18 protein-coding genes and 1 pseudogene are annotated in these 26,512 nt (G+C 37.0%); 6 read left to right on the forward strand and 13 right to left on the reverse strand.

All coding sequences use genetic code 11. The features are described 5' to 3' along the window. Positions 1–243: pseudogene (locus AC13DP_RS05425) on the reverse strand (hypothetical protein); the annotation flags it as partial. 446 nt (positions 244–689) lie between these two features. Beyond that, the gene (locus AC13DP_RS05430; RefSeq protein ID WP_483067412.1) at positions 690–3,617 is read right to left on the reverse strand and encodes an FAD-binding and (Fe-S)-binding domain-containing protein; all 2,928 of its coding nucleotides are present in this window, start codon (positions 3,615–3,617) and stop codon (positions 690–692) included. 137 nt (positions 3,618–3,754) lie between these two features. Between AC13DP_RS05430 and AC13DP_RS05435 the strand changes: the two genes are divergently transcribed. Beyond that, entirely contained in the window at positions 3,755–4,255 is a 501-nt protein-coding gene (locus AC13DP_RS05435) for a hypothetical protein (RefSeq protein WP_013072154.1), read from the forward strand. Positions 4,256–4,287: 32 nt separating this feature from the next. Here the strand turns inward: AC13DP_RS05435 and bshA are convergent, their stop codons facing one another. From bshA to AC13DP_RS05470, 7 genes are all read right to left on the reverse strand, one after another. After that, positions 4,288–5,436 carry an N-acetyl-alpha-D-glucosaminyl L-malate synthase BshA gene (gene bshA / locus AC13DP_RS05440; protein WP_228251448.1) on the reverse strand — a complete coding sequence of 383 codons (1,149 nt, stop codon included), beginning with the start codon at positions 5,434–5,436 and terminating at the stop codon, positions 4,288–4,290. Positions 5,437–5,496: 60 nt separating this feature from the next. Further along, on the reverse strand, positions 5,497–8,433 hold the full coding sequence (locus AC13DP_RS05445) for a serine hydrolase domain-containing protein (RefSeq protein WP_272957052.1): 2,937 nt from the start codon (positions 8,431–8,433) through the stop codon (positions 5,497–5,499). 2 nt (positions 8,434–8,435) lie between these two features. After that, on the reverse strand, positions 8,436–8,921 hold the full coding sequence (locus tag AC13DP_RS05450; RefSeq protein WP_013072157.1) for a hypothetical protein: 486 nt from the start codon (positions 8,919–8,921) through the stop codon (positions 8,436–8,438). Between the two features lie 116 nt (positions 8,922–9,037). After that, positions 9,038–9,829: a (Fe-S)-binding protein gene (locus AC13DP_RS05455; protein ID WP_483067413.1), complete on the reverse strand. Its 792-nt coding sequence runs from the start codon at positions 9,827–9,829 to the stop codon at positions 9,038–9,040. A gap of 24 nt (positions 9,830–9,853) precedes the next feature. Further along, the gene (locus AC13DP_RS05460) at positions 9,854–11,194 is read right to left on the reverse strand and encodes a 4Fe-4S dicluster domain-containing protein (protein ID WP_228251446.1); all 1,341 of its coding nucleotides are present in this window, start codon (positions 11,192–11,194) and stop codon (positions 9,854–9,856) included. A 7-nt stretch (positions 11,195–11,201) separates the two neighbouring features. After that, positions 11,202–12,152 (reverse strand): MlaD family protein, encoded by a 951-nt coding sequence (locus AC13DP_RS05465; RefSeq protein ID WP_228251445.1) that lies wholly within the window; start codon positions 12,150–12,152, stop codon positions 11,202–11,204. A gap of 55 nt (positions 12,153–12,207) precedes the next feature. Then, on the reverse strand, positions 12,208–13,338 hold the full coding sequence (locus AC13DP_RS05470) for an N-acetylmuramoyl-L-alanine amidase family protein (protein ID WP_347407692.1): 1,131 nt from the start codon (positions 13,336–13,338) through the stop codon (positions 12,208–12,210). 193 nt (positions 13,339–13,531) lie between these two features. On the opposite strand from AC13DP_RS05470, the gene AC13DP_RS05475 reads away from it, so the two are divergent. Continuing rightward, complete coding sequence (locus tag AC13DP_RS05475) at positions 13,532–16,198, forward strand: putative LPS assembly protein LptD (RefSeq protein ID WP_347407711.1); 2,667 nt, start codon at positions 13,532–13,534, stop codon at positions 16,196–16,198. Positions 16,199–16,215: 17 nt separating this feature from the next. Next, on the forward strand, positions 16,216–16,602 hold the full coding sequence (locus AC13DP_RS05480) for a RidA family protein (protein ID WP_228251443.1): 387 nt from the start codon (positions 16,216–16,218) through the stop codon (positions 16,600–16,602). Positions 16,603–16,818: 216 nt separating this feature from the next. On the opposite strand, the gene mgrA is transcribed toward AC13DP_RS05480, so the two are convergent. Continuing rightward, on the reverse strand, positions 16,819–17,817 hold the full coding sequence (mgrA, locus tag AC13DP_RS05485; RefSeq protein WP_228251442.1) for an L-glyceraldehyde 3-phosphate reductase: 999 nt from the start codon (positions 17,815–17,817) through the stop codon (positions 16,819–16,821). Positions 17,818–18,009: 192 nt separating this feature from the next. Here mgrA and AC13DP_RS05490 point away from each other — a divergent pair, with 192 nt between their 5' ends. Beyond that, the gene (locus AC13DP_RS05490) at positions 18,010–18,897 is read left to right on the forward strand and encodes a phosphatase PAP2 family protein (protein WP_013072166.1); all 888 of its coding nucleotides are present in this window, start codon (positions 18,010–18,012) and stop codon (positions 18,895–18,897) included. A gap of 27 nt (positions 18,898–18,924) precedes the next feature. After that, positions 18,925–19,461, forward strand: coding sequence for a 5' nucleotidase, NT5C type (locus tag AC13DP_RS05495; RefSeq protein ID WP_228251441.1), 537 nt, complete (start codon positions 18,925–18,927; stop codon positions 19,459–19,461). Between the two features lie 70 nt (positions 19,462–19,531). Here AC13DP_RS05495 and AC13DP_RS05500 read toward each other — a convergent pair whose 3' ends face one another. The 3 genes from AC13DP_RS05500 to AC13DP_RS05510 form a co-directional block, all read right to left on the reverse strand. Beyond that, complete coding sequence (locus tag AC13DP_RS05500; RefSeq protein WP_347407691.1) at positions 19,532–19,897, reverse strand: methylglyoxal synthase; 366 nt, start codon at positions 19,895–19,897, stop codon at positions 19,532–19,534. Then, on the reverse strand, positions 19,897–20,883 hold the full coding sequence (gene pfkA / locus AC13DP_RS05505; protein WP_228251439.1) for a 6-phosphofructokinase: 987 nt from the start codon (positions 20,881–20,883) through the stop codon (positions 19,897–19,899). Before pfkA ends, AC13DP_RS05500 begins: the two co-directional genes overlap by 1 nt. A 98-nt stretch (positions 20,884–20,981) precedes the next feature. Continuing rightward, complete coding sequence (locus AC13DP_RS05510) at positions 20,982–25,400, reverse strand: translocation/assembly module TamB domain-containing protein (RefSeq protein ID WP_483067414.1); 4,419 nt, start codon at positions 25,398–25,400, stop codon at positions 20,982–20,984. 92 nt (positions 25,401–25,492) lie between these two features. Between AC13DP_RS05510 and tsaD the strand changes: the two genes are divergently transcribed. Then, entirely contained in the window at positions 25,493–26,512 is a 1,020-nt protein-coding gene (gene tsaD / locus AC13DP_RS05515) for a tRNA (adenosine(37)-N6)-threonylcarbamoyltransferase complex transferase subunit TsaD (RefSeq protein WP_228251437.1), read from the forward strand.

Here is a 26,512-nt window from a genome sequence, read left to right on the forward strand (position 1 = left end):
ATAGACCAGTAAACCCTCTTTAGGATTACTAACAGTATACTTATCGGTTAGGTTTTGTAAATCAACTTTCGGTAATAAAACTCCTTTATTCGTACTTTGAATATGCAAAATAGCCGAAGGATCAGGATTTGCAGTTCCTATCCCTACCTGTGCAGATAAACCAGTTATACTGAAAAAGAATACAAATAGCATTGAAAAAACGCTTAGGCTGTAGTTTCTTGGAAAAGGATAATTTTTCTTCATATCATTCTAATTTTAAGCAACTTATAATGATTAAACCAACAAGCTTCAGATTGAAGCATAGCACAATATTACTGCATAAAATGTTCTCTAAAAAAAATTCACGATTACTTACCCAAATACTCGTTTAATTACAAAATCAGACTATTATTCAGGGGATTAAGTCAAATAATAGGAAGAAAATATTCAAAAACTTACATTAAAATTCGAGCTGATAGATAGTCCAGTGTCTAATTCAAAATAAGGGAATGCTATTATGAATATCAACCGCATATTGAAGGAATAATAGATTTATTATCTAAAAAATACCAATTACTGGCGGTTAATAGAGTCTGTTATTTTAAATCCAAAACGCCTTTCTTTTAAGTTTGGAAGAATAAAAAGAAGGAATACTAAAAAAGAAGCAGGGATGAAAATATTTTTTTGACATCCATCCCTGCTTCTACTTCTTAATTATTAGTTTTAAGCGCTTTCCTTAATATACTTACGGGATGCTCCGCAATACGCTTCGTGCCATCATAAATTTGATGCCTGCAACTGGTGCCGTTTGCTGAGATAATTGTTTCCTTAGTGGCTTTCCTTACCGCAGGAAATAAGGTTTGTTCCCCAACGGCCATACTTACCTCATAATGTTCTTTTTCATATCCAAAACTTCCCGCCATTCCGCAGCATCCCGAAGGAATGATCGTAACCTTATAATTCACTGGTAAATTTAGAATATCAAAGGTAACCGCTGTATTAGATAAAGCTTTCTGATGACAGTGGCCATGAATTTTTATGCTTTTCTCTTCGGAAGTGAATTGTTCTTCTTTAATATTTCCCAAAGCAATTTCTTTTTTTAGAAATTCTTCAATAAGAAAACTATTAGCAGCTAATTCCTGAGCTTTTTTTCGATCGTTTGCCAATCGTAAATACTCATCCCTAAAGGTTAATACAGCTGAAGGTTCTAGGCCAATTAAAGGGGTTTCTTCGGAAACAAGATCACTAAAGATTGAAATATTTTTATTGGCCATTGTTTTTGCTTCTTCTAAAAAGCCTTTAGAAATATGTGCCCTACCACTTTCTTCATGATCTACAAATAATACTTTATAATTTAGTGTACTTAGCAATTCTAATGCATCGATTCCAATTTCAGCATCCAGATAATTGGTAAATTCATCATTAAAAAAATACACCGACTTTATGGGGTTATTCGGAACCAGGCGTGTTTTATTTTTTTTATAATAGGCTTCTAAAGTAATTTTAGCCAACTTTGGCAGACTTCTTTGTGGAGCTACCCCCATCACTTTTTTCGCCAGGCCAGCGGTAATACTATTGGCAAACATAAAATTGGCCAGTCCGGGAATTTTAGAAGCCATTTTATTCATTTTACCATTATTAGCAAAAGCCCTGCTTCTATTCGAAAAACCGTATTCCTTTTGGTACTGATATTGAAATTCGGCCTTTAATGCAGCCACATCTACACTACTGGGGCATTCACTTTTACAACCTTTACAACTTAAACAAAGATCATAAGCTTCTTTGATCTCCTGGTGGCTAAATTTATTCTCTTTATCTGAGTTGGTTAAAAATTCCCGTAAGGTATTAGCCCGTGCCCTGGTGGTATCTTTTTCGTCTTTGGTAGCACGATAGCTTGGACACATTGTTCCGCCACTATCAGCAGATTTTCTGCAATCTCCACTACCATTACACTGCTCGGCCAGACGTAATATTCCCTGATTTTCATCAAAATTCATCAGGGTTTTTATTTCAGGTTCTATTCGATCGGGCTGATACCTTAGCGATGTGTCCATCGCCGGCGCATCAATAATTTTTCCGGGATTTAAGATGTTTTGAGGATCAAACGTAGCCTTTACCTGTTTTAAAAGAGCATAATTTTTTGCGCCTACCATCATTTCTACGAACTCAGCACGAACACGACCATCACCGTGCTCCCCACTCATGGAACCATTGTATTTTTTTACCAGTTTCGCCACATCTGTAGTGATTTTTCTAAAAAGCACTACATCTTCTTTTTTCTTAAGATCCAGAATCGGGCGTAAATGAAGTTCTCCGGCGCCGGCATGTGCATAATACACGGCATTTTGTCCATAGGCCTTCATGATTTGACTAAATTCATTTATATAATCTGCCAGTACCGGTAAGGCCACGGCTGTGTCCTCGATACAGGCTACGGCTTTTTTATCACCAACGATATTTGCTAATAAGCCTAATCCTGCCTTTCTTAATTCTGAAGCCATGTTTATTTGTTCCCCATGTAAAATTGGGTTTGCATAGCTTAATCCATTTTCTTCCAGCGTTTCCAGTAAACCTTGCGTCTTCTCCTGTAATTCATCAGCCGTATTCGCCCTTACCTCTAACATCAAAATAGCTTCAGGATCATCTTCAATAAAAAATCGATTCTCACGATATTTTATGTTTTGTTTGGTACAATCCAGAATGGTTTTATCCATCATTTCGCAAGTAAATAAGGAATGCTCCATGGTCGAAGCTACGTCTTGTAAGCAATCTTCGATACTGCGATAATGCGAAGCGATCATCGCCGCCTCTGGAGGTTGTAAATCATCTAATTGCAAGGTAACCTCTGTTGTAAAGGCTAAAGTTCCTTCACTTCCGGCAAGAAGATGACAAATATTTATTGGTTCAGCAGAATCTTCAGAAAATACTTCAGAATAAATCAATTCGTCTATCGCATATCCAGTATTCCGACGATGTAATTCCCTTGGGGGAAATTCTTCGATGATCTCTTTTTTATTTTCTTCTGAAGAAAGAATATCAAAAATAGTTCTGTAAATATTGCCCTCTAAATTATCTAATTTCAGCTTTTGCTGAAATTCTTGTTTAGAGACCGCCTTAAACTCAGCCTCACTACCATCACTAAGGATCGTCTTTAAAGCCACTGTTTTTTCCCGGGTTGTACCGTATTTAATTGAGGTAGTTCCACTACTGTTATTACCTACCATCCCGCCAACCATGCAACGATTAGAGGTAGAAGTATTAGGGCCAAAGAAAAGTCCGTGTTCCTTTAGCATTCGATTTAGATCGTCCCTAATTACTCCTGGTTGAAGGCTTACCGTTTTATTTACGGTATCGAGACTTAAAATTTTTGTGAAATGTTTAGAGACATCTACGACGATCCCTTTCCCTACACACTGTCCCGCCAGGGAAGTACCTGCCGTTCTTGGTATTAACGAGGTATTATTTTCTTTGGCAAAATGAATAAGCTCCTTTAAATCCTGCTTATTTTTTGGATAACAAACTGCTAAGGGTAATTCTCGGTAAACCGATGCATCTGTGGCATAAATAGAACGCCATAATTTATCATCGTATAACTGGCCGTCTAAACGTGCTGCTAATTGCTGAAGATTCTTTTCCATACAGCCTTTAAAAGTAAGCAAAATAGGTTAAACAACTTAACAGATTTTTAAAGATAATTAACAATAGATTGGCGACGGGAAGCTTTTAAAAATAAGTTCAAAAACTAAATTTGTCCTTAAATCAATAAAATTAAAATATGAAGAAGTTTTTAGTAATTGCAATGGTTGCTTTAGGATCTGCTTTATTTACGAATGTAAATGCACAGGAAATTGCTGATAATGCTTTAGGGCTACGAATTGGTGGTAATGATGGTTTTGGACCTGAAATTTCTTATCAAAGAGCTGTAGGAAGCAATAACAATCGCTTAGAATTCGACTTAGGATGGAGAAACCATAAACACTATGATATTGTAAAACTTGTTGGTTTGTATCAGTGGGTATGGAATATAGAAGGAGGATTTAACTGGTTTGTTGGTGCCGGTGCAGGTATCGCAAATTTAGATGATGACCGTTTTGAGCCTTACTACAATGATGGTGCTTACCTTTTATTGGCAGGAGATATAGGTATTGAGTATAATTTTGATATCCCTTTGGTATTGTCTCTAGATCTTAGACCTGAATTAGGCTTTCATGATGATTACGGAGCTATCGATGATTTTTCACCAGATTTTGCAATTGGATTAAGGTACCAGTTTTAAATCTAAAGAATATTTATATGAAAAAAGTGGAATTAATTTTCCACTTTTTTTATACTCTCTTCTAAAAGTTCTGTGTATAAATCTTCGTACATCGGGACAATTTGGTTAATATCGAATCTCGCCGCCACCTTATAAGCATTTTGTTTAAAGGTTCGTAACGTGTTATGATCACTTAAAATTGAAATTGCTTTTTTAGCCATCTCTTTAATGTCACCTACATCACATAAATATCCCGAAACGCCCTGTTCATTTACCTCGGGTAATCCACCGGTATTTGTAGAGATTACCGGTACACTGTTGATCATCGCCTCCAATGCAGCCAGTCCAAAACTCTCTCTCTTTGAAGTCAGTAAAAATAAGTCAGAAAAACAGAGAATCTTATCAATTTCATGACTTTGCCCTAAAAACATTACTTTATCCTGAATACCAAGCTCTTCTGCCAGCGCTTCTGCTTTTTCTTTTTCTGGTCCTTCCCCTACCATCATTAATCGGGATTTTATTTTCTTCTGGATCTCATAGAAAACCTTAACCGTATCCTGTATCCTTTTTACTTTCCTGAAATTGCTGATGTGTGTAATAATTTTTTCATCACCTTCGGCCATCATTTCACGTTGGCAATCCGTAAAGGCTTTCTGCTGATACTTAGATACATCTATAAAATTGGGAATCACCTTAATGTCTTTTTTAATTTCAAAAAGATCCAGAGTATCCTGTTTTAAACTTTCAGAAACCGAGGTTACCATATCGCTTGCATTTATACTAAAGGTAACTGCAGGTTTATAAAAAGGATGATTTCCTACCAAAGTGATATCTGTACCATGTAACGTAGTTACCATGGGAATATTTATCCCTTGTTCTTCCAGCATCTTTTTAGCCATATAACCAGCGTAGGCATGCGGAATTGCATAGTGCACATGTAGCACTTCTATATCATGTAATTTAACCATATTTACCAGTTTACTGCTTAAGGCAAGCTCGTATGGCTGATAATGAAAAAGTGGATATTTTGGTACATGAACTTCATGAAATTTAACACTGCTGGAAAGTTGATCGAGTCTTACCGGCTGTTTGTAAGTTATAAAATGAACTTCATGACCTCTTCTGGAAAGTGCTAAACCAAGCTCTGTAGCTACTACTCCACTACCACCAAAGGTGGGATAACAAACAATTGCTATTCTCATTAATGCGTTTTTAAAACCGGTGATATCCGATTCAATTTAATCAATTTTGGGCAGTTTTCCTTAATAATCGATAGCATCATAAATAACCTGCTGAATTTTGGTTCGAATATCTTCATAAATCAGTTTTCTGTTTGTAGAATCGGGATAAACCCTATTCGATAAAAATATATAAACCAATTCTTCTTCGGGATCTGCCCACGCAAATGTTCCGGTAAATCCACTATGCCCAAAGCTACTTTTTGAAACACAGGAGCAGGCAGGGCCACCGCCTCTAATTTGTGGTTTGTCGAAACCTACCCCACGCCTTACATTTTCTTTGCAATAATAACAAGTATTAAATTTTTCAATGGTACCAGGTTTTAGATACTTTTCACCACCGTAGGATCCCCCCTGTAAATAGGTTTGCATAATTTTAGCAACATCATTGGCATTACTAAATAGCCCTGCATGACCGCCAATACCACCCTGCATAGCCGCACCCTGATCATGAACATAGCCGTGTACCAGTTGGCCGCGCCATAATTTATCATTCTCGGTAGGGATTATTTCATCCAAAGGAAACCTCGTAAGCGGTAAATATCCAGTGTAATTAGCTCCTAAAGAGGTATAAAACCTGTCTTGGGTTAAATTGTTAAGGTTGGTTTTATAATAGCCCTCTAAATAATATTTAAGGATATAAAAAGGTAAATCACTATACTTATATTCCTGTTTTCGGTTTAAATCACTTTTGGCAATAATATCGACAATGGTATCCTGCATGTCTTCCCTTATAAACATGTGATCAGCTACCTGAGTATTAAAACGATCGTCTGCAGTTTCATGATAATATAATGTAGACGGTCTTTTGGTTACGGCATCTATCGTTGGTACGTAAAATGGAATCCATGCTTTTAAGCGCGCATAATGCATTAGCATATCCTGCAATCTTATGTTTTCCTTATTGGTACCTCTAAAAACAGGCATCATCTCGCCCAAGGTCGTATCGAAATCAATGATTCCTTTTTCCACCTGTTCCATAACCAATGGAAGCGTTGCTAAAATCTTAGTTAATGATGCCAAATCATAAACAGAAGTGTCCGATACCGGTTTGATATGCTCGTAAGTGTAAAATCCGAAATTTTTACTATAAATAACCTTACCTTTCCTAGCTACTAAAACCTGCGCGCCAGGAGTCATTTTTTTGGCGATAGCATAATTAACGATAGAATCGATCTTTTTTAATTTAAAAGAATTCATTCCTACCGTTTCGGGAACACCGTAGCTTAAACGTTCAATCGCTCTTGTATCATAACCGGTACCTTCCGGGAATTCAATTCCGGTGCTTACCGGTAATTTTCCTTTGGCTCCTATAGCTCCAAAAATTACCTGTGCTGCTTTTTTCTGAGCTACTTCACTATTTTGATAGGCCACCAAAATACTTTGCAGATTCGTCGTACTGTGAATGTCCAGAAGAGAATATGGACTTGTGAAAACTGACAATAATGTATTGTTTTCTCTCGCAATTTCATGCAACCACAACAAATCTTTACTACTAAATCGATATGATTTCCACGGATTCTCATTACTCTTATGGAAACCAATAATTACATAGTTATAATCCTTAAGCTTGTATAAAAGATCGGGTAATTTTTCTGCAGAAATATGATCTACTTTCGTGTATTTTTTTAATTGCTGAAGAAAAGCCGTACCGTCGTCATCTCCTAATTGAACATAAGCTATTCGCTGCTTATTCAGGTGTTTAATAGGAACCATTCCTTTATTATTTCTAATTAAAGTCATGGCATTTTCCATTAATTTTTCATATAAAGCATCATCCCGAACACTATTGAGTTCTTCATAAAGGAAATGTTCTTCAATGGGCTTATAATGGTTTAAGCCAGCTTTATATTTAGCCTTTAAGATTTTTTTTACGGAATACGCCAAACGATCTTCGGTTATTTCACCTGAGAGATAAGCCGATTTCAGTTTTTCTATAGATTTAGGAACATTTTCAGAAATTAATAAAATATCGTTGCCAGCCTTAAAAGCAGCTAAATCAATTTCTCCCGGTTCATCATAGTTGGAAGCACCACGCATATTCAAAGCATCGGTAAAAATCAAACCTTTAAATTGTAGATTTTCGCGAAGCATTTCGGTTACTACTTTTTTAGAAAGCGAAGTAGGCCTTCCTTCCTGAGTACCCAATGCTGGCACATTTAAATGGGCTACCATCACACTGCTAAGACTGTCCTTAATCAACTCTCGATAAGGATATAATTCTATCCCTTCAATGCGTTCTTTGGGAAAATTTACCGATGGTAAGGTTTTATGGGAATCCTGATCGGTATCACCGTGACCTGGAAAATGTTTTGCGCTCGATAATATACCTTCTCGATGCATCCCGCGCATAAATGCCAGCGCTTTTTCTGTAACGTTTATTTTGTTTTCCCCAAAGGAACGATTGCCGATGATGGGGTTAAGCGGATTGGTATTAATATCGACTACCGGAGCAAAATTAATATGAATACCAAGTCTTTTGGTGTGCCTGGAAATGGCTGCACCGGCTTCTTCAATTAATTTATTATTCTGAATAGCGCCTAAAGTCATATTCCAGGGAAGGGCAAAAGTGGAATCCAGGCGCATGGCCAGTCCCCATTCAGCATCCATACCTACCAGGAGAGGCGTTTTACTTAATTCCTGAAATTCATTAGTTATCCTGGCCTCTCTACCAGGGCCTCCTTTCGAGAAAATCACTCCACCAATATGATTTTGCTTAATGAGATCCCTTACTTTTTGAATACCGGCTTCACTTCCATTCGAAAAAACATCTACCATAAATAATTGCCCTAATTTTTCTTCAAGAGAAAAACCGGAATAGACACTTTCTACCCATCTTTTTTGTGCTAAACTATCTTTAGTCAATAACGGATCAGGAGTGCTTCCGTTTTGCGCAGATACTCTAAAAACAAAGAGAAATAAAAATGTTGGTAAGAATAACCTGAAAATGGTTCTTAACATCATTAGCTCATAAATCGCTTATGCCAACTATCTGATGCAGGAACTTCCCAATCTGAAAGATACTCAGCTTTATTATTTACGAGATTATTAAAGACAATGGTATTAGGGGAAACCGACTTATTTTTTGCCATTTTCCTAAAGTCGGTTAGTGTTTTGTAGGCCACAAATTCACCCTGTTTAAAAGACACGTTCATCTTGTCTAATAAATCAACATTATATTGTTGCTCAAGACTTTGAATAAATCTAACTGAAGCATCAATTGAACATCCTGAAGCTGCATTAACTTCCTGATCCAAAGCAATGGTAATAAATCGTTTATATTTAATATCGTAACCGGCCTTAAGGTTGGAACCGTGTACCGTCCATTGCGTTAAAAATTCATCTAATTTTTGTTTGATCTCCACTAGCTCTTCATCGGTAAAAGAGCGATTGGACTGATAAATCCAAACACGGGAATCTTCAGGTAAGGACTCAAAGGGTACTAACATAATGTGGTGGTGATTTTATTTTTTTAGCTAAATCTTTTAAAAATAGTCGCAAAAAAGCTGCCAGATTTCAAAAAAAAAAAAATAGCTTTAAAGGAATTTATTTTTAAGTATTTCAATTACAGGTCTTTGGCGGTTGCAATCATTTCGGCAACATCCATAACCGATACACTGTCTTCTTTTTCTTTACTTTTAACTCCATCTGTCATCATCGTGTTGCAAAAAGGACAACCTGCAGCGATTACTTCAGGCTTTGTTGCCATCGCCTGCTCGGTTCGGGCAACATTAACGTCTTTATCGCCAGGTTCCGGCTCTTTAAACATTTGTGCACCCCCTGCACCACAACATAATCCGTTGCTTTTGCACTTACGCATTTCGATGAGTTCAACTTCCAGTTTTTTAAGAAGATCACGAGGAGCTTCATACTCTCCATTCGCCCTTCCTAAATAACAGGGATCATGAAAAGTAATACGTTTCCCTTTAAATTTACCGCCTTCAACCTTTAATCGCCCTTCGTTAAGCAAGGATTTAAGGAATTGCGTATGGTGCATTACCTGGTAATTGCCACCTAGGGAAGGATATTCGTTTTTAATGGTATTAAAGCAGTGAGGGCATGCGGTAACTACTTTTTCAATCTCATAGCCATTTAAAACCTCGATATTCGTCGCTGCCTGCATCTGGAATAAAAACTCGTTCCCGGCACGTTTTGCAGGATCACCGGTACAGCTTTCTTCTGTTCCTAATACTGCAAAATCAACCCCTGCCTCGTACAAAAGTTTTACAAAGGCTTTAGTTATTTTTTTGGCACGATCGTCAAAACTTCCTGCACAGCCAACCCAAAACAGTACTTCAGGTTTTTTACCTTCAGCCATATATTCTGCCATGGTTGGCACTTTAATCGCTTCTGCCATAGTCCTAAAATTCTATAATTTCAATTAATTTTCTTTAGCCCAATTTAATCGATCCATTTGATTATAAGGCCAGGGAGCGCCATTGTTTTCAATATTGGTTAACGATGTAGCTAACTCGTTAGGAGCGGCACTTTGCTCCATTACCAGGTATCTTCGCATATCTAAAATAATAGAAAGCGGATCGATACCTACCGGGCAGGCTTCTACACAGGCATTACATGTTGTACATGCCCAAAGCTCTTCCCTTAATATATAGTCATCCAGCAATTGCTTGCCATCATCTTCAAACTTGCCGTTTTTATTAATATTCTTTCCAACTTCTTCCAAACGGTCTCTGGTATCCATCATGATCTTTCGTGGAGACAATTTTTTACCGGTTTGATTAGCAGGACATTCTGCGGTACAGCGCCCACACTCGGTACAGGTATACGAATTTAGTAGTTGTACCTGATTTAGATCCATTACATCTGAAGCTCCGAATTTCTCCGGTTCCCCTTCTTCCTCACCTTCCGCAGGCGCCGCAAAAGGATCTGCATTGGGATCCATCATCAGAGCAACTTCTTTTTTAACAGCTTCCAGATTATCCATTTCTCCTTTTGGTTTTAGTTTAGAGAAATACACATTAGGAAAGGCTAAAAGAATATGAAGGTGTTTTGAATAATATAAGTAATTCAGAAAAAATAAAATTCCCAGTATATGTAACCACCAAGCGGCTCTTTCAATAATAATTAAAGTACTGTTGGATAAACTTTCGAACAATGGAGCAATAAACTGACTTATAGGAAAACCTCCAATAATTCCGCCTTCATGCGCGTAATGGGCCGCTCCACTTATCTGAAGCTGATAATCAGTCGCATTCATGATCAAAAAAAGGCTCATCAGCACCATTTCAAAATAAAGAATGTAATTAGCATCGTTTTTAGGCCAGCCTTTTAGTTCCCTACTCAAAAACCGATAAATATTAAGAACGTTTCTTCGAATCCAGAAAATAATCACCCCTACAAGTACGAGCAATGCTAAAACCTCAAAAATCCCTATGAGAACGTTATAGAAACTTCCCATAAAAGAAAGTATACGGTGAGTACCAAAAAGACCATCAATAATAATCTCTAAAACTTCTATATTGATTATAATAAAGCCCAGATAAACAATTACATGTAAAAAACCGGAAACTGGTTTTTTAACCATTTTGCTCTGTCCAAAAGCAATCCTTAAAGTTTTGGACCAACGCTCTGAAGAGTGATCTGACCGGTCGATGGTCTTGCCCAGTTTTATATTTCTGAGCATTCTTTTAATATTCCTTACAAAAAAGGCTATACCAAAGACCAAAGCTATTAAAAATAAAATCTGTGCTACGATTTGCATACCGCGGTTATTTTAAAGAATCCTTAGGCTCGTCGTAAGGCCCGGGATTTTTCCCAAAAACAGAAAAATGAACATAACGTTTTGGGTTTAGTTTTATATCCTGAAGTAATTCTTCCAGTTGTTTGGTAGCGCGATCTAAATTATTGTACACTTTATCATCATTAAGCAGCTTTCCTGCTGTTCCTTCACCATTATTCAAATTATCCGCAATTCCCCTAAAGTCGGCTACTACAGTTTCTAAATCATCAGTAATTTGCCCAAGATTTATAGCTTTTAAAGAATCTGAAACTGTTTTAAAGTTACCAGACATGGTATTAAGGTTATCAAAAGTCTGATTTAAATTTTCAGCATTTCCCTGTACTATACCTTCTAAAGCCCCACTTGTACTCTTTAAAGAGCGCATGGTTTGATTCAGGTTTTTAAATGTATTATTGATATTATAGGTCGTACTATCATTTAAAAGATCATTGATCGACGTTAACAGGGAATCTGCACTTACTACGGTACGCTCTAATTTCTGCTGAAGTGGCGTAAGTCTTTCATTCACCAGTTCCATAATGCCTTCTTCAACATTACTCTGAAGGGTATCTCCCGATTTTGCTATACTCTCCGATTCATATTCCGGTACAATGGCTAAAGATTTTCCACCAATAATTCCTCCCCCATAAACCTGGGCCGTACTGTTTTTAGAAAAATTGAAATCTTTTTCCACCGTAAACGTCACTAATAGTTGTCCTTGTTTATTTAGGAAATTAATATCTGTAACCTGGCCTACTTTTAACCCATTTATGGTAACCGCAGATGATGGTGATAATCCTTCAACCTCGTCGTAAACAGCGTAAAATGTTCGACTGGAATCAAGTAAGTTCTTACCTTTTAGAAAGCTATATCCAAAAATTAATAGTACAATAGCGACTATAGCAAGGATAGCGGTTTTAACCTCATTAGAAATTTTCAAAAGCTAGTAATTTTATTTATGCAAACAAATTTAGGGATAAATATAGGAAAGTCCTCTAATTGAGATTAGTTTTTAACGCCTCATTAACTGTAATCTTCTCTCCATTTTTAAAGGCTACGATATAACTATTGCGGTAGCCCTTATTTATTGCTTTTTGATGAACTTTCTGAATATCCAAATAACTGGAAGTCTCACCAAGATAATATTTATAGAGTTTTCCCTCTTTTTTTCTAAAAACGTCATTAAGTCCCTTAAAATTATAGGATTTCGTTTCTAGTTTTTTAGCGCCTGCCGCGAGCTGAACACTAAATATTATTCCTTTGTAATAATCTGCTGGTTTACCGTCTATACTTACGCCTGAAGCCGATTTTGGTACTTTTGGATGAGACTGGTTTATACTTTCTATCGCAGATAAATTAATTTGGTTACCATAACCTAAAATTCCATCTACAATAGCATTTGCCATTTTATTTTGTCCGGCAACACTATTTAAAAACGCTCCTTCACTATCATTGGTTAAGAAACCAACTTCAACCAAAACGCTGGGCATATACGTTTGGTGCAATACAATTAGGGCACCTTCTTTTACCCCTCTGTTTTTACGCTGAAGATCGTTAGTAAATTTTTTCTGAATCAAATCGGCTAAGAGAATACTCTGGTTAAGATATTCCTCCTGCATTAAAGTCATCCCTATAAAAGATTCGGGAGAATTAGGATCAAAACCATTATAGGTTACTTTATAATCCTCTTCCATATAGATTACCGAATTTTCCCGTTTGGCAACCTCAAAATTGGTTTCATTTCTATTAAGACCCAATACAAAAGTTTCGGTCCCTGAAGCCTGAGAACTGTGAGAATTACAGTGCACAGATACAAACAAATCGGCTTCGGCATCATTTGCGATCTGGCCACGTTCCATTAAAGGAATAAAAACATCTGTATTTCTGGTATAGACTACTTTTATACCTCTACGCTCCAGTTCTTTTCCTACTTTTAAAACTATACTTAAGGCAATGTCTTTTTCCCGGTATCCGTTTCCAACATTCCCGGGATCCTTACCGCCATGCCCCGCGTCTAATACAACTACAAATGGATCTGTAGGCACAGGTTTTTCTGCAGCAAAAAGTTGCTGATTAAAAACTAAAAAAAAAGATAATACTAAAAGATAAAGTACATTCGTTCTCATAAATAAGTAACGCTAATTCTTGGGTGAATATTTTAATTACTATTTTCGCGCAATCACAAAAGTTAGCTAAAAAAATATATGTAATTTTGGAAACTCAAAAAGTAAGCCATTCTTTACAAAAATAGTACTTAAAGCATTGCGAACAAATATACCTAATATACTTTTTTGCTGTATTTTTCTATTGTTCTCTGGTATGTTTTTACAGGCTCAGGAACTAGAACAAAATCAAAGTATTAGAATAGATCTTAAAAAAGATTCACTCGTAATGGTGAGTAATTTGCCATTGGCCGAGATGGTTAGAACCCAGGATAGTATTCTTGGCCTTTTTGAAAGAGATACTTTAAAGCAGCCCCGCCAAAATCGCATGATTACCGATGTTGTTACCTATAAGGCAACAGATTATATGCGTCTTAGCAATCGCGAGAAAAAAATGTACCTGTATAACGAAGCTCAGGTTATTTATCAGGATATGACCATTGATGCCGGTTATATAATAATCGACAATGAAAGAAATGAAGTCTATGCTTATGGTATCACAGATTCTACCGGCACGTATACACAAACTCCCGTTTTTACACAAGGTGGTAAAACAGTAGAACCCGATTCTATCCGCTTTAATTTTGATACAGAACGGGCACTGGTATATAACTCCAGGACACAGGAAGCTTCTTTTAATGTGAAGGGACAGGTAACGAAGCGGGAAAACGACTCGGTTTATTTTATGAAGAATGTACGCTTTACAACTTCAGAAAATGTAGATGATCCTGAATATTACTTTTATGCCAGGAAGATTAAATTTGTTCCGGATAAGAAGATTGTCTCCGGACTGGTAAATATGTATATCGCAGATATTCCTACACCTCTTGGTTTGCCTTTTGGATATTTTCCGCTTACTGAGGAACGTACTTCCGGTTTTATCATACCGTCTTTTGGGGATAGCCAACAGGGTTATTTTTTACAAAACGGTGGATATTATTTTGCATTAAGCGATTATGCAGATCTTTTGGCTGTGGGTGATTACTACACTAATGGTAGTTATGCTATGCGTTTAGAATCCAGTTATACCAAAAGATATAAGTTTAGAGGAAATTTTAGCTTTAGATACGAAAGGCAATATAACAGCGAAAGGGGTTTTCCAGATTTTTCAGAAAGTTCGGTATACAATATTAGATGGTCCCATAGCCAGGATTCAAAGGCCAGCCCATCTTCAAGGTTTTCGGCTTCAGTAAACCTGGGAAGTAGTAATTACTATCAACAGTCTGTAAACCAAAGCAACACCGCAAACTTTTTAAATAATACGCTTAGTTCTTCAGTATCATATAGCAAAACATTTGAGACTACTCCAGGCATAAACTTTAGTCTTACCGCCACCCATAGCCAGAATACCAACACCGGCGAAATCAATATGACGCTGCCTACATTACAGGCCAGTGTAGACAGGATTTATCCATTTGCTCCAGCAGGAGGTTCTAAGAGAGGGATCATTCAAAATATCAACCTTCAGTATAATCTGCGGGCAGAAAACAGGTTTAAAACTACAGATGAACTTTTCTTTCAGCCCGAAATGTTTCAAGATGCCATACTGGGCGCACAGCATAGCATCCCGCTTGCCACAAACTTTAAGATCCTGAAATATTTCAGTGTAAGCGCAAGTACTAATTTTGAAGAAAACTGGGTATTTAAAACCTATGAAAAATCTTTTGATCAGGCGACTAATGCGGTTATCACAGACACTATAAGTGGTTTTGATGCTTACCGTACTTACAACTTTAATACAAGCATAGGTACTACGCTATATGGTCGTAAAGATTTTAGCAAAGACAGTAAAATACAGGCTATTCGGCATGTAATGCGACCTTCCATAAGTTATGGAATTAATCCCGCATTCGACCAGTATTACGATACCTACGAGCGTACTTCCTTAACAGACGGTGTTACTGAACTAGTAGAATATTCGCGCTTTACAGGAACGCTATATGGCGCGCCAAATCAAAATTATTCCAGCTCTATAGGTTTAAGTATAAGCAACACTTTAGAGGCTAAAGTAAGGGATAAAGACAGTACCGCTACCGAGCCGAAAAAAATTAAACTATTAAACAATTTTAGCTTAAGTACCTCTTACAATCTCGCAGCCGATTCGGTTAAGCTGGCCCCTATTTCGGTTCGTGGTGGTATCCCAATTGTTCAAAACAAACTGGATATCAATTTTACCGGTAATCTGGATCCTTATGCTCTTAATAACAGTAACCAGCGTATCGATAAACTAAATATCGCTAACGGAGGTAGTTTATTTAGACTTACAAATGCGAACGTGAGTTTTGGATATTCATTTTCCAGCAAGGATTTTTCGGATAAGGATAATGAAAATGAAGATGAGATTGAAAATGAATCGTACCGAAATGGCGGACGTAAAGATGATCTTTTCGGAAAAAACACCGACTTAGATGGCAATCTTTATGAGGATGAAGATCCTTTTGAAGGTAAGGAAGATAAAAAAAATAAGGAATGGTATAACTACAAAATACCCTGGGACATACGGCTGTCTTATACCATGACCTACAGCAACCAAAGAAGGCAAAGCGAAATCACTTCGCATTCCATTATGTTTTCAGGAGATGTTGAATTATCTCCAAAATGGGCCGTTGGAGCTTCTTCAGGATTCGATATCAGGGAGCGCGGCTTTACCTATACGCAATTTAGGTTTCAGAGAGATTTAGATAGTTGGCGAATGAGTTTTAGCTGGGTACCATTTAGTGCACGTAGATCATGGAATTTCTTTATTGGTATAAAAGCTTCTATGCTTAGTGATATTAAATATGACAAACGTAGACAACCAACAAGAGCCATAGGAAGAAACTAAACCAAATACATTTTATCATGAAAAAAGAAGTAATTAAAACCGATAAAGCCCCTGCTCCTATTGGACCCTATAATCAGGCGGTAAAAACCGGAAATATGGTATTTATTTCGGGTCAAATTGCTATCAATCCGTCTACCGGCGAATTAGAAACCGGCGATTTGGAAACTGAAACCAAACTTGTTATGGAAAATTTAAAAGCCATACTTGCCGAAGCTAATTGCACTTTTGAAAACGTGATAAAAACATCGATTTTTATAAGTGATATGAATAATTTTGGAAAGATCAATGAGATCTACGGAACTTACTTTCAGGCAGACACTGCTCCAGCAAGAGAGACAGTTGAAGTTGCTAATCTTCCAAAATTTGTAAATGTAGAGATTAGTGCGATTGCGGTGATCGACTAATCATCGCACCGGCGATTAAAAAAATCATTTTTATATATCGGCTCTAAGTGATTCCTAATTTAGTGATTACTTAAAGCCGATTTTCGCTATTCTCAAACCTCTTTTTTAAAAGTCTCTTTTAGCTTATTAAAAACATTCTTCAACTAAAAAATCAGTTTGAGATAAGTGACAATCAAATAAAAAACCTCGAATACCAATTCGAGGTTTTTTATTTAATTATTTTCGAAGTATACTTTCGATCTTTTCTAATTCTGCCGAAGAAAATTCAAGATGCTCTAAAGCCGCTATATTATCTTCCAGTTGTTTTACTTTACTTACGCCTACCAAAACCGAAGTCACTCTTTCGTCTTTTAACAACCAGGCTACCGCCATTTGTGCTAAACTTTGATTCCGGTCCCTGGCAATTTTGTTTAACTCCTGTACCTGCTTCACTACTTCAGGGGTAATTTGATTTTTCTGTAGATGTCCGCTATCTAGTGCTGCTCGCGAATTTTCAGGTATACCATCAAGGTATTTATCGGTTAAGATCCCCTGTTGCAATGGAGAAAAAACAATGCTTCCAACACCAATTTGTTCAAGCGTATCTAAAAGTCCGTCTTTTTCCACCCAACGATCCATCATATTATAACGTGGCTGATGAATAAGAAACGGAGTTCCCATTTCTTTTAAAATAGCTGCAGCTTTCGCTGTTCTTTCGGCAGGATAATTAGATACCCCAACATATAAGGCTTTACCGCTGCGCACAATTTGATCTAAAGCACCCATTGTTTCTTCTAAAGGTGTTTCGGGATCCGGACGATGATGATAAAAAACATCTACATAATCCAATCCCATTCGTTGCAGGGACTGATCTAAACTTGCTATTAAATATTTCCTGGAACCAAAATTACCATAAGGGCCAGGCCACATATCATAGCCCGCTTTAGACGAAATGATAAGCTCATCCCTGTATTTTTTAAAATCTTCGGCAAAAATTTTCCCGAAGTTTTTTTCAGCAGTCCCATATGGAGGTCCGTAATTATTTGCCAGATCAAAATGGGTAATTCCGTTATCAAAGGCTGTTCTTAAAATAGCCCTCGATTTTTCAAAATCGTCTACATCCCCAAAGTTATGCCATAACCCCAACGAGATCATGGGTAGGTTAATCCCGCTTTTACCACAGCGGCGATATTTCATTTTGTCATATCGATTTTCCTTCGCGTTGTAATTTGTCATTTAATTCTTCATTTGCTTAGCAAGCTAATAATTTTTCTCAATTTAAAGAGAACAGTATAAGGAATTTAATCGATTTACCTCTGTCAATATTCGAATACGGCGGTAATAAAGTAAATTTTTCAGTGTAAATTTTTAGTTAATCCTAAGTTTATTTTAGGCAAAACCTATTTCTTTGCATAAAAATTTAAACGCATGAAGTTGAAAAACTTTATCTCAAAGTTTGTTGTTTGCAGCTTACCATTTATTTTAACTACTATTACCATACAAGCGCAGGAAGGAGATCCTGTTTTTAATACTGAATTTAATAATCCTGAGGCGAGCACCTGGGAAACCTTAAAAGGTGACGCCAAACTGATGTATGGCGGCTTAAAATATACTTATTCAAGACCTTTCCAATGGCAGGATGACGATATAGGATTGTTTTTGGGTGTTGCTATTGGTGCTACTGGTTTAAATTTAATGGATGAAGAAGCCTATCGTTTTTTTAGTCGGCAGGAAGAACATGTACCCGGAGTAATACAGGAATTTGGTTGGTACTTTGGTAGTCCCCAAAACAATTACGGTGTAACCGGAGCGATTTATCTAACCGGACTTCTCACAAAAAATCCAAAAATTAGACGAACAGGGATATTGATGATTTCAGCAGCCAGTGCTGCAGGATTAATACAAACCGTTTCTAAAAATATCGCTGGAAGAGCACGGCCAGGTGATGGCAGGAGCCGACTATCTTTTAAACCATTTTCCAAAGAGGGAACTTATCATTCTTTTCCTTCCGGGCATACAATTTTATCGTTTACTACTTTTTATGCTTTAAGTAAACAGTTTGAAAATCCCTGGGTAAAAGCTGGCTTATATCTGGGAGGTATTGTTTCTCCTGTTTCCAGATTATGGCGTGGTGCCCACTGGTTAACCGATGTGGCCCTAAGCATGGCACTTACCATTGCAGTGGTCGATTCTGTTGATAAATACCTTGATCAGCAAACCTTGATGCGAAATAATCCAGAATTAAGGGAACAAACAAAAATAAGTTGGCATCTACAGATGGGTGCAGGTACAATAGGTGTTGTAGGAAGATTTTAGCTTTCGTACATTACTAAAAAATTTTAAATGAAAAAAGACTCCATTGCCATCGATATGGATGGCGTTATGGCTGATGTAGAAGCACATTTTCTTAGCTGGTTTAATAAAGAATATTTAACATCTTTAACTCACGAAGATTTAAAAGGTAAATCTGAATCTAAGGCTTTTCCGGTAAAAGGGATCATAAAAAAATACGCGAATACCCCCGGTTTTTTTGAAAGCGTACCGGTGATGGAAGGCGCAGTTGAAGCGGTTAAAAAATTACAACAAACATATGATGTTTACGTAGTATCGGCCGCGATGGAATTTCCAAACAGTTTAATTGAAAAAAGGAACTGGCTTAAAAAACATTTTCCATTTATAGACTGGCGCAATATAATTTTATGCGGAAGTAAGCATATCATCAATACCGATTATATGATTGATGATCATCCTAAAAATTTAGATCCCTTTAAAGGAGAAACATTGTTATTTGAAGCTTTTCATAATATCAAAATCAAAAATCATTCAAGAGCTAAAAACTGGAATGATGTTTTAAACTATTTTGATGTTAATTCAGATTAACTCTACTCCCCTTTGTTTTGAATTAAAATCCCGAAAGAGACTGGGACATACCACCAGCTTTTTAACTTTGTTACACAGCTTCAATTAAAAGTTTTGCCGTAGCCGGGTTTGTAGCCAAAGGAATATTATGGACATCGCACAGTCTCATTAACATAAAAATGTCTGGTTCATGTGGATGTTTATCCATTGGATCTCTAAAAAATATAACCATATCCACTTTTCCTTCTGCAAGCCGACTTGCAATCTGGGCATCTCCTCCAAGTGGTCCAGACAATAGTTTTTCAACTTCAAAACCTGCGGTTTCAGCCTTGCTACCGGTTGTACCGGTAGAGATTAGCCGTATTTCTTTGGACTCTAAAACGTTACGATATTCATTAAGAAATTGTACCATTTCAGCCTTCTTTCCATTGTGGGCGATAATTGCTATTGTCTTCATTAAGTAGAAAGAATTTCTGAGATTCTAAGTAAATCTTTATTGATTTTTGGTTTTTCGTGAATTACATCGTCTAAAGGACAGGTAATGATATCATCATCTTTTAAGCCCACCATTACGTTTTTCTGCCCATCCAATAAAAGCTCTACTGCTTTTACAGACATTCTGCTTGCCAGAACACGGTCAAAACAAGAAGGTATTCCTCCACGCTGAATATGTCCTAAAACCGTTACTTTTGCATCATAATAAGGCAGGTTTTCTTTTACATAATCTGCTAGTTGAAATACGTTTTTTCCAATTTTATCTCCTTCAGAAACTATTACAATACTAGAATTTTTTCCCGATCTTCTACTCTTTTCCAAAGAGTCTAACAATCGATCTAAACCTAAGTTTTCTTCAGGAATTAAAATTTCTTCCGCTCCTGCACCAATACCAGTATTTAATGCGATAAAACCTGCGTCGCGGCCCATAACTTCGATAAAGAATAAACGATCATGAGAGCTCGCTGTGTCCCTAATTTTATCGATAGCTTCTACTACAGTATTTAGAGCGGTATCGTAACCAATTGTATGCGAAGTTCCGTAGATATCATTATCTATAGTTCCGGGAACTCCAATAACAGGAATATCATACTCGCGACTAAAAATCTGCCCACCTGTAAAGGTTCCATCACCTCCAATAAGGACCAGGCCGTCTACTTGCTCTTTTTTTAGCACCTTATAAGCCTTCTCCCGTCCTTCTTTCGTTCTAAATTCTTTAGAGCGTGCACTCTTAAGAAAAGTACCTCCCAGATTAATTATATTTCGTACACTACGAGCATCAAGTTCTTCAAAATTTCCGTTTATAAGTCCGTTATATCCATTATAAAATCCATAACAGCTTACATGGTAATAGGAACACGCCCTAACAACAGCTCGAATAGCAGCATTCATACCCGGGGCATCTCCCCCGGAAGTAATCACTCCAATTCGTTTAATTTTCTTACTCATAGATGTTCAGTATTTGAAGCGTAAAATTACAAAGTATAGCTGAAAATAGTAAGCTAAACCACGATTAAATTAGGAATAATTGTTCATTTTTTACCACATTATTGTTCCCCGTCTTCTTTCGGGAAATTAATATAATCGGGAGCTAAAGATTTTTTTGACTCTATTTTCTCTTCTTTAGGCTTTTGCACATTTGCAGACTGTAATTCTTTATTGGTTATTTTTCGGATTAGTTCTTTAAACGTATCAAAATCTACCGAATAAGAAAGCCCTACACCCTGTGTAAATCCTATTTGCTCTCCTATAAACTGAATATTATTCTCTCGGTTAAACACCGTAGCTCTTAAGGAACCATCTTCGTTTAAGAGAAAATCAATCTCTAAATCCCCTACAATTACAGATTCTGTAGTGCCCCCTATAGGCACACCAACCTGACCATTAATTAAAACACGCTCACTAATTTGAGTGCTTAAGGTCAAGCCAAAACGATCTACCGTTTGTTGATCTGGTGTACGATCTCCCTGTACATAATTTACCCCTACCTGAAATTTACCATCTTCATCGGCAAAAATATCATTAACGATACTTGAGGCTCGTTCTGCTAATGTTCCTGTAATTGCTGTTTGTCTTAAACCAAATTCACTATAAAATGCATTCTGGGTAACCAGGAATAACGCCTGAAGCTCTCTACTTGCCCTGTCATCCATACGATATTCTAACTCCGATCGTACCACCGAGCTGGCGGTGGGAAACTGAATATCGAAGTTGATCTCTGGCTGAATAACCTGTCCCTGTAAATTGATCACCACATCAACCGGGATTTTACGGTTTATCGATGGATTTTCAAGTAAAACAGCTGGATTGGCATTTAAAGAATATATAGCGCTAACATCTAATTGCGCCCGTAGCGGATTTCCATCCCAGTTAATGCTCCCTCCAGATTTTACATTAAATACTTTTTGAACCAGTCCCGCATATTTAAAATTATAAACCCCTTCATAAACAATAAAGTCTCCCCACATATTAAACTTACCATTGGTATTTATTTCCAATAACAGGTTTCCTGCACCACGCCCTCTTAAGGTACTTCCACTGGTTTGATCGATCACTACCTCTACTTCTGCATCTCTGGTCACATCTAAATCAAAAACCAACTCTATACCTTTTACCTCAGGAATTTCTATTTCCTGTCCAGCCGCACGAGCTGCTTTTTCTTCTGGTGTTAAAAAATGGATATAAGAATTATCGCCCACCGATTCTTCATCACTAAGCGGAATTTTGAAAATGGTACCTTCCTCTGTAGTGGCATTAACTTCAATCTTCAACTGGTCTGTAGGTCCTTTAATACCGGCATCTCCGCTAATGAAAGCAGTCCCGTAATAAAGGGCATCCTCCTCAGCTTCCGTATCCAGTACCAGTAATCGATCTGTAGTAATTCCCAAATCTAAAAACCATTCTGAAAAGTTTTTATGTGAAATCGTTCCATCCAGGACGCCCCTGGTTTTATATTTTGTATCCTGAATATCAATATTATCAAAGACAAATCTTTGCTGGGTAAGATTTATCTGAGCCTGATTTAGGAAATCTATATCTACATTTAGATAAGGGATGCTTAAACCGGCATTGTTCAGGATTAGACTACCGCCAAAATCGGGATTTTTATAATTTCCAGTCACCGTAGCCGATCCCGATGCAAAACCTCTAATGTTACTTAACACATCCCCACCCAGCGGGCTAAAAGCAGCCATATTAAGTTTTTGAAGATCGATATCTAAATCAATCGTAGGTTGCCCGCCTTTAACATTAATATCTCCAGTAGCCGATAATGATTCTATTTCATCCTTTAGAAGACTTGCATTAACCGTATAGTTGGTTAAATTTTCATTCCCTGAAACATCTAATTGCATATTGCCCAAAAGAATGTTGTTAATCGCCAAAGAATCAATTACCATGGAAGTGTTAGGGTAATAAGCCCCTTTTTCCTGTAATACATCTAATTTTCCGTTCAATCGCCCTCCTATATCCAAACTATCAATTTCAGGGGTGATTTTATAAAGATCTACATTACTAAATTCCATTTGAAGATTTTTATAAGTCGAGTCTCTAACCGCGCCACTTAACCTAATTTCTTCATTCCCGTGATTCATCACCAGCGAGTCGATGGTAATATCCCTAAAACTATTTTCGAAAACGAATTTGTTGTTTTTATTTCGGTCTTGATTAATATACCAGGTATTATTTTTAAAAGTAAGGTCACTGCGCTGAATCCCTACAACCGACTGGTTTTCTTTATTAATGGTATGAAATAAATTCAGGTTAAAAACGTCACGATCGAATTTGCCACCTTTAAATTCAGATCGGATAAATAAGGTGTCCCTTTGAGTTACGTTGATAAAACTGAACTCTGAAAAGTTATATGTCCCGGTGGCTACACTATCGGCCTCAAAATAAGTATTGTAGATTGGATTGGTGTTGTCTACCTGAAGATTTACTTCCTGGAACATATTATTAAACAAATCGATCCTTGGCGATCTGAAATTCAGTTTAAATTCAGATTCATCAGATTCAACACGGCCTCTTAAAAAGGTATTTGGGGATAGCGTTAGATCCGGATAAAAAACTTCGACGATCTTATTATAAATATCAAAATCAAATTCCATGTATTGATTATTGGTAATCACATTTGGCTCATAATTAGTATAAATAGAACCTATGGAATTTTGAAATAGCGCCTGTAATTCAGACAGCTTAAACCTCCCCTTCATTTGACCGCTAATCACATCGGGACTTTTCACTTCAATAGTCCGTACATCACCGGTAAAGCTCGATTTTATGCTAAAATCATCAAATCGATATAAATCCATTGGATTTTCGTAAGACGTATTCAATAATAAAATCTCTCCTACCGCATCATCGATACTGGTACCTTCCATATTCATAATCACATCCCCCTTAAAAATAGAGATGGTATCACGATTAATGATATTCATTTTATAAAGATCGGCATAGCCTACAGAAGCTTCAAAGTCATAATTATTAATTTCGGTAGAAAGATCGGCCAAACCATTAAACTCCATTCTAAGGCTGGGATCGTTAATGGCCAGGTTCCCATTAAAAACAGGAGCTCGCATGTTACCAATCACGCGGATATTGGTGTATTTATATCCTTTAAAGCCCAGTTTTGAAATCTGCCCCCTTAATTGCGTATTTAGATTTTCAGCGGTAAAACCGGTTCCTTTAATGTCTAAATTGAAAGAAGTTTTGCCCACCTGTTTATTTTCGATCAGGCGGCCAATATTAAAATCCTTAACCTTTAGGTTCCCTGAGTAGCCGGCATTATCGCCATCATTTAAATTACTGAAGGTAAGGGCCGCCTTGGCACTTCCAAGCTGTGAATTAATATCTACATTCATAGCCACAGAAGAACTGGTGATCGTGGTATTTCCTATCACCCTAACGCTGCCAAAGGTGCTTAATTGCTGCGGAAGTTTACCCTGTAAAATTCCCGGTAAGAAGTTCACAAGATCATAATAGTTGGATGAAAAATTACGTAATGTACCGCTTAACTGAAAATCCTGAGGTTCCCCGGTAAACGCGCCTTTAAGCTTAAGGTCCCCATAAAGAGCACTGCGATCCAGACCAAAAAGCTGAACATCGTTTAATTGAAGATCATTTAAAGTTCCGCTTAATTCACTACTTAAATTGAGTTTTTCATCTTTTCCGAAGGCATCATAAAACACCCCCAGATCTGTAGAAGAAATCTGTGATTCTTTAAATGCAGCATTAATTTTTACCTTATTGAAGAAATCGCCAAAATCACCTTCCTGGTAGTTTAAATGAATATCAGCATAAATTTCTGAATTATTTGTAATAATCTCCAGACTATCCAACCGCATATCGGTAGGGTTATAAAGAAAATCTGTGCTTAAACGGTTAATTTGCATTCCCCGCTTATCATGGGCCCTAATCAACTTAATAGCTGCTCTTATCTCTGGTCCTTCCACGATAAAATCATCCGCATTAATCCCTAATTCGTCAAATTTGATAATTTCGGGATATTTATTGTTTTCATCGATAAAGCTGTATTTCCCATCTAAAACCTGGAGATTGGAAACACTTAAAGTAAAAGGCTTAGTGCTGGCAGTGGAATCTGAGCTTAATTTACTTATAAAAACGCCCATATTATCTAAATCTTCCCCTTCGTAGCGATGCATACGCATTTTAAATTGCTGTAAGGTAGTTTTCCCAAGATTGGGAGAGTTATTGATAATATTTCCCAGACTTAAAATAGAGGTTCTTAGCTCTTTGGTGTAAATTAAAGTGTCCTGGTGATGGTCTTCAATAAAAATCTCATTGATCTTCACATCTCCAAAGTAACTTAAGGATACGCGGCCAATTTCTATATTCACATCGTTGTTTTCCCTTAAGGTTTTGGTAAGTTTTTCGGCCAAGGAAGTCTGTACGGCAGGGATAGAAAAAACAATAAGTAGCAGGATAAACAACAAAAGCAATCCTACCAATGTTCTAGTTAATATTTTCCAGAATTTTTTGATATGCTTTTATGTTTTAACTTTGTATCCTATTAACAAATTTTATGCCCAATAAACCGCAAATGGCTGAAGATATCTATATTCTAGGAATAGAATCCTCTTGTGACGACACTGCTGCTGCTGTACTTTGCAACGGCAAAATACAATCTAATATTGTAGCTACCCAACAAGTACACCAACAATATGGTGGTGTAGTTCCCGAGCTTGCCTCCAGAGCGCATCAACAAAACATTGTTCCTGTAATTCATCAGGCCATTGCGAAAGCAAATATCGGTAAAAAAGATATATCTGCAATCGCTTTTACCAGAGGACCCGGACTAATGGGTTCTTTACTGGTTGGAACCTCATTTGCCAAAAGTCTGGCAATGGGTTTAGGAGTGCCACTTATTGAGGTTAATCACATGCAGGCGCATATCTTAGCTCATTTTATAGAAGAAGAAGGATTTAAAAAACCGGCATTTCCATTCTTAGCTATGACGATTAGTGGTGGTCATACCCAGATTGTTAAGGTAAATGATTATTTTTCGATGGAAGTTATTGGTGAAACTACAGATGATGCTGTGGGCGAAGCCTTTGATAAAAGTGCAAAAATTTTGGGACTCCCTTACCCCGGCGGGCCGTTAGTGGATAAATATGCTAACGAAGGAGATCCTAAAGCTTTTAAATTTCCAAAACCAAAAGTTAGCGGACTAAATTTTAGCTTTAGCGGATTTAAAACCGCAGTGCTTTATTTTATCGAAAAGCAAACCCGGGAAGATCCTGATTTTATTGAAAAAAACCTTAAAGATATTTGTGCGTCTATTCAATATACTATCGTTGAAATACTAATGGACAAGCTTAAAAAAGCGGTGAAAGAAACCGGAATCAACCGGGTAGCCATTGGTGGTGGAGTTTCAGCGAATAGCGGAATTAGAAATGCACTTTATGATGCTGAGAAACGCTATAAGTGGCAATGTTTTATTCCTAAATTTGAGTATACTACAGATAACGCCGCCATGATTGCAATCGCAGGACATTATAAATACCTTAAAAAGGAATTTTCAGATTTTTCCACAACCGCACAGGCACGATATAAAATATAA

Source organism: Zunongwangia sp. L-65 (assembly GCF_056859415.1).

Excerpts from the sequence above, each read along its gene's own strand:
- AC13DP_RS05435 (WP_013072154.1), top strand. The coding sequence starts at position 3,755 with ATGAAGAAGTTTTTAGTAATTGCAATGGTTGCTTTAGGATCTGCTTTA.
- AC13DP_RS05475 (WP_347407711.1), top strand. The coding sequence starts at position 13,532 with ATGTTTTTACAGGCTCAGGAACTAGAACAAAATCAAAGTATTAGAATA.
- AC13DP_RS05495 (WP_228251441.1), top strand. The coding sequence starts at position 18,925 with ATGAAAAAAGACTCCATTGCCATCGATATGGATGGCGTTATGGCTGAT.
- AC13DP_RS05490 (WP_013072166.1), top strand. The coding sequence starts at position 18,010 with ATGAAGTTGAAAAACTTTATCTCAAAGTTTGTTGTTTGCAGCTTACCA.
- AC13DP_RS05500 (WP_347407691.1), bottom strand. The coding sequence starts at position 19,897 with ATGAAGACAATAGCAATTATCGCCCACAATGGAAAGAAGGCTGAAATG.
- tsaD (WP_228251437.1), top strand. The coding sequence starts at position 25,493 with ATGGCTGAAGATATCTATATTCTAGGAATAGAATCCTCTTGTGACGAC.
- mgrA (WP_228251442.1), bottom strand. The coding sequence starts at position 17,817 with ATGACAAATTACAACGCGAAGGAAAATCGATATGACAAAATGAAATAT.
- AC13DP_RS05480 (WP_228251443.1), top strand. The coding sequence starts at position 16,216 with ATGAAAAAAGAAGTAATTAAAACCGATAAAGCCCCTGCTCCTATTGGA.
- AC13DP_RS05450 (WP_013072157.1), bottom strand. The coding sequence starts at position 8,921 with ATGTTAGTACCCTTTGAGTCCTTACCTGAAGATTCCCGTGTTTGGATT.
- pfkA (WP_228251439.1), bottom strand. The coding sequence starts at position 20,883 with ATGAGTAAGAAAATTAAACGAATTGGAGTGATTACTTCCGGGGGAGAT.
- AC13DP_RS05455 (WP_483067413.1), bottom strand. The coding sequence starts at position 9,829 with ATGGCAGAAGCGATTAAAGTGCCAACCATGGCAGAATATATGGCTGAA.
- AC13DP_RS05430 (WP_483067412.1), bottom strand. The coding sequence starts at position 3,617 with ATGGAAAAGAATCTTCAGCAATTAGCAGCACGTTTAGACGGCCAGTTA.
- AC13DP_RS05460 (WP_228251446.1), bottom strand. The coding sequence starts at position 11,194 with ATGCAAATCGTAGCACAGATTTTATTTTTAATAGCTTTGGTCTTTGGT.
- AC13DP_RS05470 (WP_347407692.1), bottom strand. The coding sequence starts at position 13,338 with ATGAGAACGAATGTACTTTATCTTTTAGTATTATCTTTTTTTTTAGTT.
- bshA (WP_228251448.1), bottom strand. The coding sequence starts at position 5,436 with ATGAGAATAGCAATTGTTTGTTATCCCACCTTTGGTGGTAGTGGAGTA.
- AC13DP_RS05445 (WP_272957052.1), bottom strand. The coding sequence starts at position 8,433 with ATGTTAAGAACCATTTTCAGGTTATTCTTACCAACATTTTTATTTCTC.